This is a genomic window from Amycolatopsis sp. NPDC031561, from assembly GCF_055580625.1.
Map to the genome: position 1 here is coordinate 132,984 of NZ_JBVILA010000020.1, position 15,169 is coordinate 148,152.

The 15,169-nt window shown below is 69.0% G+C and carries 16 protein-coding genes; 11 read left to right on the forward strand and 5 right to left on the reverse strand.

Features of this window, described 5'->3' with window-relative positions; translation table 11 throughout:
* Nucleotides 1–651 (forward strand): response regulator transcription factor, encoded by a 651-nt coding sequence (locus ACZ5IK_RS31980; RefSeq protein ID WP_101606270.1) that lies wholly within the window; start codon nt 1–3, stop codon nt 649–651.
* On the opposite strand, the gene ACZ5IK_RS31985 is transcribed toward ACZ5IK_RS31980, so the two are convergent.
* The 3 genes from ACZ5IK_RS31985 to ACZ5IK_RS31995 all read right to left on the reverse strand — a co-directional run bounded on the left by ACZ5IK_RS31985 (nt 641) and on the right by ACZ5IK_RS31995 (nt 3,936).
* On the reverse strand, nt 641–1,003 hold the full coding sequence (locus ACZ5IK_RS31985; RefSeq protein WP_101606269.1) for a winged helix-turn-helix transcriptional regulator: 363 nt from the start codon (nt 1,001–1,003) through the stop codon (nt 641–643). The genes ACZ5IK_RS31980 and ACZ5IK_RS31985 overlap by 11 nt on opposite strands.
* A 35-nt stretch (nt 1,004–1,038) precedes the next feature.
* A complete protein-coding gene (locus tag ACZ5IK_RS31990; protein ID WP_101606268.1) occupies nt 1,039–1,620 on the reverse strand; it encodes a TetR/AcrR family transcriptional regulator in 582 nt (193 codons plus the stop codon).
* A gap of 528 nt (nt 1,621–2,148) precedes the next feature.
* Complete coding sequence (locus tag ACZ5IK_RS31995) at nt 2,149–3,936, reverse strand: CocE/NonD family hydrolase (RefSeq protein WP_465491106.1); 1,788 nt, start codon at nt 3,934–3,936, stop codon at nt 2,149–2,151.
* A gap of 73 nt (nt 3,937–4,009) precedes the next feature.
* Here ACZ5IK_RS31995 and ACZ5IK_RS32000 point away from each other — a divergent pair, with 73 nt between their 5' ends.
* From ACZ5IK_RS32000 to ACZ5IK_RS32045, 10 genes are all read left to right on the forward strand, one after another.
* Nucleotides 4,010–4,378, forward strand: a complete 369-nt coding sequence (locus ACZ5IK_RS32000; RefSeq protein WP_465491107.1) for a hypothetical protein — start codon at nt 4,010–4,012, stop codon at nt 4,376–4,378.
* Entirely contained in the window at nt 4,375–4,548 is a 174-nt protein-coding gene (locus ACZ5IK_RS32005; protein ID WP_465491108.1) for a hypothetical protein, read from the forward strand. The genes ACZ5IK_RS32000 and ACZ5IK_RS32005 overlap by 4 nt, the downstream gene beginning before the upstream one ends.
* A 12-nt stretch (nt 4,549–4,560) precedes the next feature.
* Complete coding sequence (locus tag ACZ5IK_RS32010) at nt 4,561–5,250, forward strand: response regulator (RefSeq protein ID WP_465491109.1); 690 nt, start codon at nt 4,561–4,563, stop codon at nt 5,248–5,250.
* Nucleotides 5,247–6,596 carry a sensor histidine kinase gene (locus tag ACZ5IK_RS32015; RefSeq protein WP_465491110.1) on the forward strand — a complete coding sequence of 450 codons (1,350 nt, stop codon included), beginning with the start codon at nt 5,247–5,249 and terminating at the stop codon, nt 6,594–6,596. The genes ACZ5IK_RS32010 and ACZ5IK_RS32015 overlap by 4 nt, the downstream gene beginning before the upstream one ends.
* Nucleotides 6,597–6,600: 4 nt before the next feature.
* A complete protein-coding gene (locus ACZ5IK_RS32020; protein WP_465491111.1) occupies nt 6,601–7,509 on the forward strand; it encodes a LysR family transcriptional regulator in 909 nt (302 codons plus the stop codon).
* 108 nt (nt 7,510–7,617) lie between these two features.
* Nucleotides 7,618–8,775, forward strand: a complete 1,158-nt coding sequence (locus tag ACZ5IK_RS32025; RefSeq protein WP_465491112.1) for a CaiB/BaiF CoA transferase family protein — start codon at nt 7,618–7,620, stop codon at nt 8,773–8,775.
* A 23-nt stretch (nt 8,776–8,798) separates the two neighbouring features.
* Nucleotides 8,799–9,566 (forward strand): crotonase/enoyl-CoA hydratase family protein, encoded by a 768-nt coding sequence (locus ACZ5IK_RS32030; protein WP_465491113.1) that lies wholly within the window; start codon nt 8,799–8,801, stop codon nt 9,564–9,566.
* A 1-nt stretch (nt 9,567) separates the two neighbouring features.
* On the forward strand, nt 9,568–10,314 hold the full coding sequence (locus ACZ5IK_RS32035; protein WP_465491114.1) for an acetoacetate decarboxylase: 747 nt from the start codon (nt 9,568–9,570) through the stop codon (nt 10,312–10,314).
* A complete protein-coding gene (locus tag ACZ5IK_RS32040; RefSeq protein ID WP_465491115.1) occupies nt 10,311–11,240 on the forward strand; it encodes a 3-hydroxyacyl-CoA dehydrogenase NAD-binding domain-containing protein in 930 nt (309 codons plus the stop codon). Before ACZ5IK_RS32035 ends, ACZ5IK_RS32040 begins: the two co-directional genes overlap by 4 nt.
* On the forward strand, nt 11,240–12,421 hold the full coding sequence (locus ACZ5IK_RS32045) for an acyl-CoA dehydrogenase family protein (RefSeq protein ID WP_465491116.1): 1,182 nt from the start codon (nt 11,240–11,242) through the stop codon (nt 12,419–12,421). Before ACZ5IK_RS32040 ends, ACZ5IK_RS32045 begins: the two co-directional genes overlap by 1 nt.
* 67 nt (nt 12,422–12,488) lie before the next feature.
* Here ACZ5IK_RS32045 and ACZ5IK_RS32050 read toward each other — a convergent pair whose 3' ends face one another.
* Together ACZ5IK_RS32050 and ACZ5IK_RS32055 are read right to left on the reverse strand one after the other, a co-directional pair.
* Nucleotides 12,489–13,811, reverse strand: coding sequence for a neutral zinc metallopeptidase (locus ACZ5IK_RS32050; protein WP_465491117.1), 1,323 nt, complete (start codon nt 13,809–13,811; stop codon nt 12,489–12,491).
* 116 nt (nt 13,812–13,927) lie between these two features.
* Nucleotides 13,928–14,812, reverse strand: a complete 885-nt coding sequence (locus tag ACZ5IK_RS32055; RefSeq protein WP_465491118.1) for a hypothetical protein — start codon at nt 14,810–14,812, stop codon at nt 13,928–13,930.
* Nucleotides 14,813–15,169: the final 357 nt, after the last annotated feature.

Here is a 15,169-nt window from a genome sequence, read left to right on the forward strand (position 1 = left end):
GTGATCCGGGTGGTCGTCGTCGATGACGAGCCGATGGTCTGCGCGCATCTGCGGACGATCCTCGGTTCCGCGGAGGACATCGAGGTCGTGGCACAGGCGCAGGACGGCGCGGAGGCGGTCGAAGCCGTGGTCCGGCACCGGCCGCGGGTGGTACTGATGGACCTGCGGATGCCCGGTGTCGACGGGCTGACCGCCATCGAGCGGATCGCGAAACTCCCGGACCCGCCCGCGGTCGTCGCGCTGACGACGTTCGACGCGGACACCTACGTCATCCGCGCGCTGCGGGCGGGCGCGGCCGGTTTCCTGGTGAAGTCGACGCCGCCCGAGGACCTCATCGGCCTGGTCCGGGTCGCCGCCGACGGGCACACCGTGCTCTCCCCCGAGGCCGCGCAACGGCTGGTGGCCATGTCGGCCGACGGACGGCGTCGCGGGGACGACGCGCGGCGGAAGACCGAAGGGCTGACGGAACGGGAAACGGACGTCCTGGCCTGTCTCGGCGAAGGACTGTCCAATGCGGACATCGCGGCTCGGCTGCACCTCGCCGAGGCGACGGTGAAGAGCTACGTGTCGCGGATGCTGGTCAAACTGGACTGCGCGAACCGGACCCAGGCGGGCTTGCTGGCGCACGAGGCCGGTCTGGTCAAGCGCTGAGCTGGCCGTCGTAGCTCTTGCGCGCGTCGAGGACCTCGCCCATGTGCACGCGAGCCCACTTGTCGAGCATCTCGAGCGGTTCGGCGAGGTTGCGGCCGAGGGCGGTCAGCTCGTACTCGACGTGCGGCGGGATCTCCGGGTACGCGGTGCGCGTCAGGATGCCGTCGCGGACGAGGCTGCGGAGCGTCTGGGTGAGGACCTTCTGCGAGATTCCGCGCACGCGCTTGCCGATCTCGGTGAACCGGAGCGGGCCGTCGCCGAGCACGCCGACGATCAGCACGGTCCACTGGTCGCCGATGCGGTCGAGCAGGGCGCGGGTGGGGCAGTCGGGGTCGTACGGGTTTCCGAGCACGTGACCTCCTCACTCTCCCGGGGAGAGTAACACGCCTAGCGAGAGGGAGTGGGCTGCATCAGCGCCTCGAACAGCAGGATCAGGTGACGGCGGCCGCGCTCCCAGCGCGCCTCCAGTTCGGCCTGGTCGCGGGTCGCCCAGCTGGCGATGAGGATGCCGCGGACCACGTCCATCGCCGTGTACACCGCGTGCAGGAACTCCGGATGCGCCGAATGGTCCGGGAGCAGCGCCTTGCCGAACTCGACGAGGCTGCTCGTCGCGATCGGCTCGACCACCGCCATCTGCGCGCGCAGCTCCGGGTCGGTCCGCGACGCCACCCACAGCTCGACGGTCGCCGAGAAGACCGGGCCCTGGTGCATCTCCCACAGCAGCTGCAACGCGTCCCCGACCGGGTCGGCCGACGCCTTGAGCCGGTCGATCTCGGCCATCGCGACCTCGGTGCGCCTGGCCGCGAGATGCCGGATGGCGGAGGTGACGAGGTCGGTCTTGGTCGGGAAGTGGTGCACCTGCGCGCCGCGCGTCACCCCGGCGCGATCCGCGACGCGGGTGGTCGTGGTGCCCGCGTAGCCGTACTCGACGAGACAGTCGATCGTGGCGTCGAGCAGCCTGACGCGCATCGCGGCGCTGCGTTCCTCCTGCGTGCGTCGTGGGGCTGCCATGCGCCTACTTTATGGGGCGCCGGGCGAGGGCCGTGTCACGAGGCTCTCGTCCGCGCGTGGCGGCAGGCGCCCACACCACCGCATCTAGAGGACTAATTGCGGTAGTTCGCGGGCGAACGTCCGCGTAATCGTGGGCAGGCTACTGACCGTGTGGATTTTGGGGCGTTAGATGACCCGAAATCCACACAGTCCTGCGTGACCGACCCGGCCACGACAGCCGAAGACGGGAGGGTGTGTGGAAATAGGGACGTTGAACGTCTCTATTTCCACACCCCCTTACGTTGGGTAACGCCTCACGCGCTCACCGGCCACTGGTACGCCAATGTGCCTTTGGGGACATCGATCGCGGGGGCGGGCGCGAGCACTCAGGGGTGTACATGTTTGCGGGGTGGCCACGGTGTCATGAAAGGGGCTTTCAGGACATATTTCGTCCTGAAAGCCCCTTTCATGACACGCGCCGGCCCCGTCCCGACCGCATCTAGAGGACTAAACGCGGCTCGCGATCGGTACCGAAAGCGAAGTCCCGCCCAGTTCGAACGTCACCCGGGCACCGGGCGCGGGCAGCGCCGGATCGAACATGTCCGCATCGGTCCCGCCGAGGACGAGCGCCAGCCGGTGCCCGGCCGGGACGACGTGGTCGAGGCTGCTCAGCCGGAACGTCATCGTGTACGCCTTCCCCGGCACCAAAGGCTCGCCCCGCCACAGCGACCGATGATGCCCGAGGTCCGCCCAGCCGGTCGCCACGATCCGGTTGTCCACCGCGACCGGATCCGCGACGGTGTCGAGGAAACACCCGGAATCGGCGGCGGTGCCCGCACCCCAGCAGGAACGGGTCGTCAGGTTCTTGATGCCCAGCTCGGGGAACTTCGTGTTCCGCACGGTCGCGGGCCCGTAGTCGACCAGCACCGCGCCGAGCCGCGCGCTCGGTTTGTCCGAGCGCGCGGTCACCGTCACCGTGGCGGTCCCGGCGATCCGCGTGTCCGCGCGTACCGGTTCACCCGCGAAGACAAGCCGATCAGGGCTGGCCTGCGACGGGTTCTCCACCCACTGGGACGCGCCACGCGCCGGGTCGTCGGTCAGCGAAGCGGCACCCGCGGCAGGACGCTTCCCCAGCCCGCCGTCCGAAGAAGGCCACAGGGTGTGCGACCGCGACGCGGGAGGCCAGCGGCGTTCGTCGGTCCAGCGGTCCGGGGTGTGTTCGATCCGGATCGCCGGTTCGGTTTCGACGCCGTTGCGGACGCCGAGCAGCCACCGGTCGAACCAGCGGTGCAGGGTCTTCACGAACAGCGACCGGTCGAGGTCGAACGGGTCGACGTGCGCCGCCTGGTGCAGCCACGCCTTGCGCGGCACGCCGTACGCGTTCAGTGCCTCCCACCAGGGCCCGAGCTGGATCGGGTTGACGTTGAGATCGTGGAAGCCCATCGACGCGAAAACGCTTGCGCGCACCTTGCCGGTCTTCGCGACGTAGTCGAGCCCACGCCAGTACTCGTTGAAGTTCCCGTCCGTCCCCGCGCGCCGCGCGTTCTCGTCCTCGAACGGCTGGCACAGCTTCTCGGCACGCTGGTTGTACAGGCCCGGCCCGCCCGCCCAGCCGAAGTACGCGCCGTGCGAGTTGTGGACCTCGTAATACGAACTGACCCCGGCGATCGGCACGATGGTCTTCAGCCCGTCGATCCCGGACGCCGCCATCCCGATCGCCGTCGCCCCGTCCTGCGACTTCCCGATCGCGCCGACCGACCCGTTCGCCCAGCCCGCGCGGACCCGCTCCGGCCCGAACGGTGTCCGGAACGCACTCGCGCGGCCGTTCAGCCAGTTCACGACCGCGTTGCCGGAGGCGACGTCGTCGAAGCACCCGGACGAACGGTTGGTGCCCCCGACGTCGACCAGCACGACCGCGTACCCGCGCGGGACGAAGTAGTTGTCATAGAAGAGCGGGAACTGCGACGGCGTGCCGTCGGGCAGATACGTCTTCGGCTGCCGCTCGTTGCCGCGCCCGATCTTCTCGAAGTACGGACTGACGTCCATGATCACCGGAATACGGCCGGCGGGTTCCGACGGCCGGACGATGTCGGCGGCGACACGGTCGATCTGTCCGTCGCGGTCGAGGTCCTGTCCGGTCTCCACCCAAGCCGTCTCGCGGATGGCCTTCTCGTAGGAGAACACCGGCTCGCTGACGCCGTCACGGAGGACGAACGCGGGTGGCGCGGCGGTCGCCGGTGCGGCGGTGGCCAGCAGCATCGCCACCACGGTGGCGGTCAAAGTCTTCAGCCCCATCGTCCGAGTATCGCTTACAAAACCCGAACATCACCCCCACAATCCTCGCATCCGGCCGCGCGACGCTCTTCGCATGCTGAAACACACCATCGCCGCCTGCCTGACCGCGGCAGGCCTCATCGCCCTCGCCCCGGCCGCTTCGGCGCAGACCCCGATCACGCTCAGCCCGGAAGAGTCCCAGCAGTTGTGTGCCGAATGGCTGCCCAAGCTCACCGAGCGCACCACGAAGCTCACCGACCGCATCAACGGCGGTCCCGAGATCCGTGGTTCCGTCGCGAACCTCAAGGCCAGGGCCGAAGACCAGCGCAAGAAGAACCACAACGACACCGCCGACAGGCTCCAGAAGCGGGCCGACAAGCGCAGCGGACGCCTTCCCGAACTCACCGCGGCGAAGCAGAAGCTCGACGCGTTCGCGGGCGCGCACTGCGAGGCGGGCAAGTGAAACGCCTCCTGGCCGCGAGTCTCACCGCGCTCGCGCTGTTCGGCACCGCCGCCTGCGACGACACCGAGGCATCGAGCCCGGCACCGGTGCCGGCACCGGGCGAACTCGGCGACGTGCAGCGCACCCTCGACTCGATCGAGCAGGACATGGCCGGCGACCCGGCCCCGTGACAGGATCTGCCGGTGACGACACAACCGGGACGCGGGCTGGTGCTGGTCGTCGAGGACGACCCCGCGATCGCCGAACTCGCCTCGCTCTACCTGAAGCGGGACGGGTTCGGCGTGCAGGTCGAAGCGGACGGCGGCGCGGCGCTGGCCACGATCCGGCGGCTGCGCCCGGTCGCGATCGTGCTCGACATCGGACTGTCCGGAATGGACGGTATCGAGATCTGCCGGACGCTGCGCGCGGACGGTGACTGGACACCGGTGCTGTTCGTGACGGCCCGCGACGACGAACTGGACCGCTTGCTGGGCCTGGAGATCGGCGCGGACGACTACCTGACGAAACCGTTCAGCCCGCGTGAACTCTCGGCCAGGGTGCGGACCGTGCTGCGCCGCGCCGCCGGATCCGCGCCGCCAGCCGAGACCTACGCGGCGGGCGGCGTTCGCGTCGACGTCACCCAGCGCCGCGTCTGGGCCGCCGACACCGAGATCGCGCTGACGTCGACCGAGTTCGATCTCCTCACCCATCTGGTGAAACGCCCCGGCCAGGTGTTCAGCCGCGACCAGCTGCTCAGCGCCGTCTGGGGTTACGCGGCTTCGGCGGGCACGCGAACCGTCGACGTCCACATCGCCCAGCTCCGGGGAAAACTGGGTGAGCACAGTCCGATCAGGACGGTCCGCGGCATCGGCTACGCGGCGGACGCCGGATGAGGCGGACCTCGCTCGCGCTGCGGATCACCGTGGTGTGCCTCGCGATCGCCGCGGTCGCGGTGGTGGTGGCCGGGCTGGTCGCGGCCCGCCTGATCCGCACCACCGGGACCGACGTGCTCCGGCAGTCGCTCTCGGCGCAGGCCGACGTGGTCGCGAGCCAGCTCGACGAGACCGGGATCGGCAACCGGCTCGGAGCAGGCAAGGTCGCGGAAGTCGTTCGGGGGCAAGGGATCGACGTCGTCGTCCGCCGTCCGAACGGGACCCTCGACGGCGACGGGACGGTGGCGGCGATCGCCGCCGCCAAAGCCGGGCTCACCCGCTCCGGCACGGTGCTCGTCGAAGGTCAGCAGTACCTCGTCGAGGTCCGCACGGTCGGCACGAAAGGGGCGGCGTTCGCGCTCATCCAGTCGACGAAGACCGGCGAAGCACGCGGACGGATGCTGGTGCGCAACACCGTGCTCGCGCTGGGCGCCGGGCTGGCGGTCGCCGCCATCGCGGGACTGGTGCTGAGCCGGATGCTGTCCCGCCCGCTGCGCCGGGCCGCGTCGGTGGCGAACGGGATGCGTTCCGGACGCCGTGACCTGCGGGTTCCCGTGGAAGGACCGTCCGAGGTCGCGGACGTGGCGAAGTCGGTCAACGAACTGGCCGACGCCCTGCAGTACAGCGAGGCGCGGCAACGCGAATTCCTGCTTTCGGTGTCGCACGAACTGCGGACGCCGTTGACCGCCGTCACCGGATTCGCCGAGGCGATCAGTGACGGCGTGGCCGAAGGCGAGGACGCCCGCCGAGCCGGGGAGACCATCCACCGCGAGGCGCAACGCCTGGAACGCCTGGTCAGCGACCTGTTGGAACTGGCGAGACTCGGCGCCGACGAGTTTCCCCTCGATCCGACACGCCTGGACCTCGCCGCGCTCGTCGACGAATGCGCCGACGTCTGGCGGCTGCGCTGCGCTCAGCAGAACGTGACGTTGCTGGTCGATCGGGCCTCCGGCGAGGTCCCGGTCGTCGCCGATCCGCGACGGCTCCGCCAGGTCGTCGACGGGCTGGCCGAAAACGCCCTGCGCGTGACCCCTGCGGGCGCGCCGATCGTGTTCTCCCTGGTGGCGGGCGAGGGACAGGCCCGGTTGGCGGTGCGCGACGGCGGACCCGGCCTCGCGCCGGAGGACTACCCGGTCGCGTTCGAGCGCGGGGTGCTGAACAAGCGGTACCGCGACAGCCGTCCGGTCGGTTCGGGGATCGGGCTCGCGCTGGCGCACGGCCTGGTCACCCGCATGGGCGGGACCCTGACCGCCGGTCCGGCGCCGGAAGGCGGAGCCGCGTTCACCGTCGCGTTCCGGTTAGGGTGATCACGTGGAGATGTTGCACCTGCGGTATTTCGTGGCCGTCGCCGAGGAGCTGAACTTCTCCCAGGCGGCCAAGAAGCTGCACATGGCCGCCTCCCCGCTGAGCCAGCGCATCAAGGATCTCGAACACGAACTCGGCCACAGGCTGTTCGACCGCAGCACGCACCACGTCACGCTGACCGCCGCCGGTTCGGCGCTGCTGCCGATCGCCCGGGACGTCCTCGACCAGGTCAACGCGATTCCGTGGCGGCTCCAGGAGGCGGTGAAACCGCGTCGGAGCACCGTGTTCATCGGGATGCCCGCGGGCGTGCACCCGGCCCTACGGGAACGGGTCAAACGGCTCGAAGAGCGCTGTCACGACCGGTTCGAACTCAAACGCTGGCCGGGGACGACGCCGGACCTGGTCGCCGCGGTGCACGAGGGCAAACTGGCGTTGTCGCTGGTCCGGATGCCGGTCACCGATCCCGCGCTGGAGATCATCCCGGTGCAGATCGAGCGGCTCGGCGCCGTCGTCCCCGCCGGCCGGTTCGCCGGACGGGAAACGGTGGACATCGCCGAACTGAGTGACCTGTCCTACATCGCGTCCGCATCGGAAAGCATTCCGGCCTATTCGGACGACATGGACCGTAAATTGTCCAACGCGGGGATCAAGAAAAGGCTCAAAGTCGGCGGAACCGAATATTCGGGCATCTCGGAACTGGTGGCGAACGGTTCGTCGTTCTCGATCACCATGCTCGATCCGGCCAGTCCGATGCACCTGTTCCTGGTCGACGGCGCCACCATCCTGCCGTTCGCGGATTTCCGGCCCCAGCTGGAGACCTCCCTGGTCTGGCGGCGCGACCGCGCGGAGGACGGCGACCTCGCCGAACTCGTCTCCGGAGTCCGCGAGATCTTCGCCGAACCGCTTTCGACATAAATGGTATGACCACCGCGGTCATACCATTCTTCGTTTCTTGATCATTCCCTTTATCGCCATTCGCGCCTAACTTCGAAGGTAGAGCGAACAACGGCGAAGGGAAGCAAAATGACTCAGACCGCCACCGGACCACTGGACGGCGTTCGCGTGATCGACCTCTCGACGGTGGTCATGGGACCGTACGCCGCGCAGATCCTCGGCGACCTCGGCGCCGACGTGATCAAGATCGAGTCCCCCGCCGACACCGTGCGGGTGGGCAAGTTCCGCACGACGCCGGGCATGACACCGCTCAACCTGAACGTGAACCGCAACAAGCGCAGCGTCGCCCTCAACCTCAAGGACGAGGAGCAGCGCGAGCAGGCACTCGAGCTCATCGACACCGCCGACGTGCTGATCACCAACATGCGACCGGGTGCGCTGAGCAGGCTCGGCATGAACTACGCCGACGTCGCCGCGCGCAACCCCGGCCTGGTCTACGCCCACGCGCAGGGCTTCCGCGGCGACTCCGACCGCGCGGGCCACGCCGCCTACGACGAGACGGTGCAGGCGTCGTCCGGCCTGGTCGACGTCGCGAACCGCGCGCTGGGCAAGCCGGTCTACCTGCCGACGATCATCGGGGACAAGGTCTCCTCCCTGACCATCGCCTACACCGTGCTCGCGGCGCTGGTGCACCGCGACAAGACCGGCGAGGGCCAGCGGGTCGAGATCCCGATGACCGACACGCTGATCGCGTTCAACCTCGTCGAGCACCTCGCCGGGCACGTCTTCGAACCCGCGGAGGGCCCGACCGGCTTCGGTCCGTCGATGAACCCGGGACACAAGGCGGTGCACACCAAGGACGGCATGGCCTGCGTGATCCCCTACAACCCGCAGAACTTCCGCGACTTCTTCCACGCCGCCGGACGGCCGGAACTGGCCGAGGACCCGCGCGTCAACGGCGACGCCATCGACGGCGCCGACCACGAGGCGCTGGCCGAGCTGATCGCCGACTGCGCCCCGGCGCTGACCACCGGAGAGTGGACCGAGGTCTGCGCGAAGCACAGCATCCCGATGGCCCCGGTCCTGGAACTGGACAACGCGCAGGACGACGAATACGTCCGCGACGGCCACCTGCTCGACGTCGTCGAGCACCCGAGCGAGGGCTCGATCCGCACCATCGGCATCCCGGTGAAGTTCTCCGCGACCCCCGGCACCGTCCGGCGCCTGGCTCCTCTGCCGGGTCAGGACACCGAAGAGGTCCTGCGCGAACTCGCCACCACGCTTTGAGAACACCCAGCTGAGGAAGAACCATGAGCAGCACAGAAGTAAGGACAGAACGGGTCGGCAGCACGCTGCTGATCACGATCGACCGGCCGCAAGCCCGCAACGCGGTGAACGCCGCCGTCGCGGCCGGGCTGGCCGAAGCACTCGACCTGCTGGAATCCGATCCCGCGCTGCGGGCCGGGGTCCTGACCGGCGCGGACGGCTCGTTCAGCGCCGGCATGGATCTCAAGGCGGCGCTGAAGGGCGAGTCGCCCGAGATCTCCGGCCGCGGGTTCGGCGGGTTGACCGAAGCGGAGCTGTCGAAGCCGCTGATCGCCGCCGTCGAAGGCTGGGCCATGGGCGGCGGGTTCGAACTGGCGCTGGGCTGCGACCTGATCGTCGCCGCCGAAGACGCGAAGTTCGGGTTGCCCGAGGTGAAGCGCGGGCTGATCGCGGCCGGTGGCGGGGTGATCCGGCTGCCGAAGCGGATCCCGCACCACCTGGCGATGGAGTTCCTGCTCACCGGCGAGCCGATCGGCGCCGAGCGCGCCGGAAGCCTCGGCCTGGTGAACCGCGTCGTCCCGAGCGGCGAGGCCGCCGCCGTCGCGCTGCAACTCGCCGAGCAGGTCGCCGCCAACGCTCCCCTGGCGCTGGCACTGGTCAAGAAGATCGTCCGCGCCGCCGACGGCGTGCCGGACGCGCAAGCGTTTGCCTCCCAGCGTTCGGAGATGCCGGCGCTGATGAAGTCTGCCGACGTCCGCGAGGGCATGCAGGCCTTCGCCGAGCGCCGCGCTCCGCAGTGGGCAGGTGAGTGAAATGAAGCAGCAAGAAGTCCTCCAGCACGTGACCACCCCGCTCACCAACCCGGCGTACGCGCCGGTGGTGCCCCGGTTCACCAACCGCGAGTACCTCAACATCGTCTACCGCACCGACGCCGACGCCCTGCGCGCCGTCGTCCCGGAGCCCCTGGAAATCGACGAGCCGCTGGTGCGGTTCGAGGTGATGAAGATGGGCGACGTCAGCGGCTACGGGCCCTACACCGAGTCCGGCCAGGCGATCCCTGTGAGCTTCGAGGGCGAGCGTGGCGAGTACCTGCACGCGATGTACCTCGACAACTTCCCGGCCACCGCGTCCGGCCGCGAGATCAGCGCGTACCCGAAGACCATCGGCTCGCCGAAGCTGTTCGCCGAGAACGGCGCGCTCGTCGGAGCGCTCGATTACGGCAGCCAGCGCGTGGCGACCGCGACCATGGGCTACAAGCACAACCGGCTGGACGTCCGCGAGGCCGAAGCGCAGATCACCGTGCCGACGTTCATGCTCAAGACCATCCCGGACTACGACGGTTCGCCGCGGGTCTTCGAACTGGTCCGCACCGAGATCACCGACGTTGTGGTCAAGGAGGCGTGGACCGGACCCGCGCGTCTGCAACTGTTCCAGCACGTCCTGGCCCCGCTGGCGGATCTCCCGGTGCTGGAGGTCGTCTCCGCGAGCCACATCCTCACCGACCTGACACTCGCCCCGGTCAAGCCGGTCTTCGACTACCTGAAGGGAGCACGGTCATGACTTTTCGCACCGCCGCGGTGATCGGCGCGGGCACGATCGGCCTTTCGTGGACGGCGTTGTTCGCCTCGCACGACCTGGACGTCTGGATCTCGGACCCGCGGCCGGACCTCGCCGACGCCGTCGCCGGCGCACTGGCGGACTTCGCCCCGCATCTCGGCCGGGACGCCGCGGACCTCGCCCCTCGCGTCCACCTCGCCGCTGACGTCACCGAAGCCGTCCGGAACGCGGATGTCGTGCAGGAGAACGGGCCCGAGAACGTCGAGTTCAAGAAGGACCTGTTCGCGACTTTGGTCCGCGAGGCACCGTCGCACGCACTGCTGCTCAGCTCGTCTTCGGCGATCCCCTCGACGGCGTTCACGGGAGACCTGGACGACGCTACCCGGGTCCTCATCGGGCACCCGTTCAACCCGCCGCACCTGATCCCGCTGGTCGAGGTCGTCCCCGGCGAACGCACCGGTGCCGAGTCGGTCGACCGGGCCGTCGAGTTCTACCGATTCGTCGGCCGCACCCCGGTGGTGGAACGCAAGGAGATCCCCGGGTTCGTCGGCAACCGGCTGCAGAACGCGCTGAGCCGCGAGGCCATCTACCTGGTGGAACAGGGTGTCGTGTCACCGTCCGAAGTGGACGCGGTGATGACGAACTCGCTCGGCATCCGCTGGTCGACGGTCGGGCCGTTCCTCGGCTCGCACCTGGGCGGCGGCCCCGGCGGCTACCGGCACATGGCCGAGCACATCGGGAAGTCGATGAAGAAGATGTGGGCCGGTCTCGGCCAGCCCTCGCAGAGCCCCGAAGAACAGGAACGGCTCATCGAAGCCGTGGAATCCGCTTACGGCTCCTCCACGTACTCGGAACTCGCCGAGGCGCGCGACCGCAAGCAGCTCGCGGTGCTGTCCGCTTTGGACAACGCCGTCAAGGAGGAGAACTGATGGAAGACCAGCTGACCGCCGACTTCTACGACTACGAAGCCCTGCTGCCGGACGAGGAGCGCAAGCTGCTGCTCAAGGCACGCGACTTCATGCGCACCGAGGTCAAGCCGCTCGTGAACGAGTACTGGGCGAAGGGCGAGTTCCCGCACGAACTCGTCGGCAAATTCCGCGAACAGGGCCTCGCCGGGCTGCCCTACGAGGGCTACGGCGAGCACCTCCCGGCCACCAGCCACCTGCTCAGCGGGATGATGGCGATGGAGATGACCCGCACGGATCCTTCCGTGGCCACGTTCTTCGGTGTCCACAACGGACTCGCGATGTACAGCATCTACTCCGGCGGCGACCAGGAGCAGCGCGACCGCTGGCTCCCGTCGATGGCGGCGATGGACAAGATCGGCGCGTTCGCGATGACCGAGCCGCTCGGCGGTTCCGACGTCGCGGGCGGCATGCGCACCACGGCTCGACGCGAGGGTGACACCTGGATCCTGAACGGTGCCAAGAAGTGGATCGGCAACGCGACCTTCGCCGACCTGGTCATCGTCTGGGCCCGCGACGAGGATGACAACAATGTCAAGGGTTTCGTGGTCGAGAAGGACTCCCCCGGATTCGTCCCGGTCAAGATCGAGAACAAGTTCGCGTTCCGGATCGTGGAGAACGCGGAGATCACGCTGACCGACGTCCGGGTTCCGGAGGCCAACCGGCTGCAGGGCATCGACTCGTTCCGCGACGTCGCCGAGATCCTGCGCGCGACCCGCGGTGGCGTGGCCTGGCAGGGACTGGGCGTGATGATCGGCGCTTACGAACTCGCGCTGGACTACGCCAAGGAGCGCGAGCAGTTCGGCCGTCCGATCGCCCGGTTCCAGATGGTGCAGGACATGCTGGTGAAGAGCCTCGGCAACATCACCGCGTCGTGGGGCATGCTCGTGCAGCTCGCCCGGTTGCAGGACGCCGGGATCTTCAAGGACGAGCACTCGTCGCTGGCGAAGGCGTTCGTGACGTCGCGGATGCGGGAGGTCGTCGCCTGGGGCCGTGAGATCTTCGGCGGCAACGGGATCGTGCTGGACAACGACATCATGCGGTTCTTCACCGACGCCGAGGCGATCTACTCGTTCGAAGGCACCCGGGAGATGAACACGCTGATCGTCGGGAAGGCCATCACCGGCCAAAGCGCCTTCGTGTAGGCCTCGCTTTGCGCGTGAAGGCCCCCTTCCCTCGGCTGAGCCGAGGGAAGGGGGCCTTCACGCGCGTTCAGCGGTACTTGTTGCCGCAGGTGTCCTGGTCACCGGAGGAGAAGCCGTCCCGGAAGGCGGCGACCCTGGCGAAGCCCGCCGGGAGCGTCCGGCCCCGGACGTCCGCCGCGATCAGGCTGTTCCGCGTCAGCATCTCGGCGACGGCCTCGTCGAGGTCTCCCGGCGACAAGGTGAGCGATCCGCGTTTACCGTCCACAATGGTCGACGCCCAGAACCCTGTGAGGCAGGCCGTGCGCTGCGCGGCCACCGGCCCGTCGAGCCGGAAACCGCCCTCCTGCTGGACGGCGAGGGTGTAGCGCGACGCGACCTCGGCGAACGCGGCGAAGTCGCCGATGCCACCCTGCCGTCCCCTGCGCGGCGGGGTGCCGATGCGGACGAGGCCGTCGAGGTCGAGGTTGATCTGGTTGGACTCCGAGCAGTAGGACGCGAGCGCGTCCTCCGTCGTCACCCCGCAGGCCGCTCCGGTGGTTAGCGTCGGCGGGGTGGCCGCGAGCCGGAAGGCCTGCCGCAGGCTGGTGGTGAGATCGGCCAGCGCTTCGCGGTCGTCGAGACGGACGTTCTCCGCCGCCGCCTGCTCGTTCGCCGCGGCCGAGCCGAAACCGCCCTGGGTACTGCGGCCCTCGATCTCCCGCTCGTCGATCATCGCGCAGCGGCCGGGCCCGTCGGTGAAGCCGAACTGGAACGCGGAAACGCGGTCGAAGGCGTTGCCGTGCGCGCCGTCGTCGTCGAAGGCGACCCCGGCGGAGTCGCGGATCTGGAACAGCGCGGTGAGCACCTCGTTGAGCCCGCGGCCGGTGGAGACCTGGAACATCGGCGACTTGCCCTCGGCGACCCAGCGAAGGTACGCGCCGGTGTAGCAATCGGCCTGCTGCTCCTTCACGATCGACGGCGTCGCCGCCGGGAGGCCAAGCCGGAACTGAACCGCGTGGCCGATCTCGTGGGCGAGCACCGCCATGACCGCCGCCGGGCCGATGGAGTCGTTGAGCATCGGCAGCAGTTCCCCGCGATCCCAGGCGACGATGTCCTGCCCGGAGCAGTAGAACGCGTTCACCAGCCCGGCCGTCGTGGCCCCGCAGATCACGCGACCGCGGCCCGCCGAGTCGTACGAAGCGAGGGCGGCCAGCGGCCGGAAGTCACGGCTGAAGACCGCCGGCAGGTGCTCGCGCCAATACCGCTGGACGTCGGCGACGGCGTTGGCCGCGAGCTTGTCGATCTCGCCGCCGTCACCGCCGTCGACCGGCAATGCGGCGTCGAGCACGCCGGGCTTGAGCCCGCTGGGCCCGTCGGTGATCTCGAGCCCGGCGACCCGGGTGGGGTCCACCGGTTGTGCCGCTCCCCCTACCGTCGCGGCACAACCGGTGAGGAACAGAGACAGGCTTGCCACGATCGCCCAACCGGATCGACGCTTCATCACACCATTCCCGTCTCTGGTTCGGTTCAGCCGAAGAAAATCGAGGTGACCTTGTCGTCGAAGTTCACCTTGGCGAGATCCCGCACGTCACCTTCGATGACGAGCGACTTGCCCTTGCAGTCCTTCTCGGACCACAGCTTGAGCGAACCGGCGGCGGAGACCGACGACGTCACGCCAGGGCGGGCGACGTTCTGGCACCCCTTGCCCGCGAGTCCCTGCGACGGCTCGTCGTCGCTGAAGTTCCTGCCGTCGAAGAGAACCGCGCTGGACGCTGGTTTCTGCGGAGGCGTGCTCTCTTCAGGCTGCCCGTCCTGTGCTTTCCGACCGTTCGGGGCGAGCCCGAACCACGTCCCGCCGACACCCTGGCCGAGCGTGTCACCGGGCTTGGTGTCCTTCGCGAACCGGTACGCGGGCCAGCCGCCGACGGTCAGCTGCAGGGTGCCGTCGGCGCGCTTGACCGTGCCGACGGCGGATTTCTTGATCCCTGCCAGGAAAACCTTGCTCCCCGAGGTGACGAGCACCGGCGGCCATGCCTTGGCGCAGTCGCCGTCGCAGGTCGACTTCGACGGCTTGGCGGTGTCCTTGTCGAAGCGGTACAACGTCAGTCCCGCACCGTTGACCACCACCGGGTCGAGCGCGCCTGCCTTGGCGGCTTTGAGCTGCACCCATTTGCGGGCGACGTTCTGGTCGGCGGTCCCGGGCGTCCCGTCGGAACCCGTTGCCCAGTCACCGGTCTTGGGCGGCGCGTTGTTGGCCTTCGCGGTCCCGGCGAGAAAGGACAACTCGTTGGCGACCTGCTCGACCGGTGCCTGTGCCGTCGGCAGCGCGGTGTTCTGCGTGCCGCAGGCGGCGAGCGACAACGCTCCGGCGGCGGCGAGCACGGCGATCGGCAGAACTCTTTTGCTGAGCACGATTCTTTCTCCCCTGCACCCGGGGTTCCAGGCTCTCTGGAACTCCCCTACGCCATCGACACGGACGGCGGCGGGATGCGGTTCAAAAGAATCTTGGGGATTTTCGCGCTCGGCACGAAACCGCAGCCAGAGGACTAAATGCGGAAGGCGACTGGGCCGGGTGCGAGCTGAGCGCAGGTCCGTGAAGGACTCCTTGAGGGACCCAGGGTCCCTCAAAGTTCCCCTCACTCGCCCGGGACGTGACCAGGTGGCCAGCGAGGCGTCGGTCCAGGTGGTCGTGGGGGGGGGGGGGGGGGGGGGGACAAAAAGACCCCCCCCCCCGCACCCAAACAACCACCCCCCGAAAACGTGACCCCT

Bases quoted from the DNA above. Each gene is read 5' to 3' on its own strand.
- ACZ5IK_RS32030 (WP_465491113.1), top strand. From the start codon at position 8,799: ATGAGCAGCACAGAAGTAAGGACAGAACGGGTCGGCAGCACGCTGCTG.
- ACZ5IK_RS32025 (WP_465491112.1), top strand. From the start codon at position 7,618: ATGACTCAGACCGCCACCGGACCACTGGACGGCGTTCGCGTGATCGAC.
- ACZ5IK_RS32040 (WP_465491115.1), top strand. From the start codon at position 10,311: ATGACTTTTCGCACCGCCGCGGTGATCGGCGCGGGCACGATCGGCCTT.
- ACZ5IK_RS32045 (WP_465491116.1), top strand. From the start codon at position 11,240: ATGGAAGACCAGCTGACCGCCGACTTCTACGACTACGAAGCCCTGCTG.
- ACZ5IK_RS32035 (WP_465491114.1), top strand. From the start codon at position 9,568: ATGAAGCAGCAAGAAGTCCTCCAGCACGTGACCACCCCGCTCACCAAC.
- ACZ5IK_RS32000 (WP_465491107.1), top strand. From the start codon at position 4,010: ATGCTGAAACACACCATCGCCGCCTGCCTGACCGCGGCAGGCCTCATC.
- ACZ5IK_RS31995 (WP_465491106.1), bottom strand. From the start codon at position 3,936: ATGGGGCTGAAGACTTTGACCGCCACCGTGGTGGCGATGCTGCTGGCC.
- ACZ5IK_RS32015 (WP_465491110.1), top strand. From the start codon at position 5,247: ATGAGGCGGACCTCGCTCGCGCTGCGGATCACCGTGGTGTGCCTCGCG.
- ACZ5IK_RS31990 (WP_101606268.1), bottom strand. From the start codon at position 1,620: ATGCGCGTCAGGCTGCTCGACGCCACGATCGACTGTCTCGTCGAGTAC.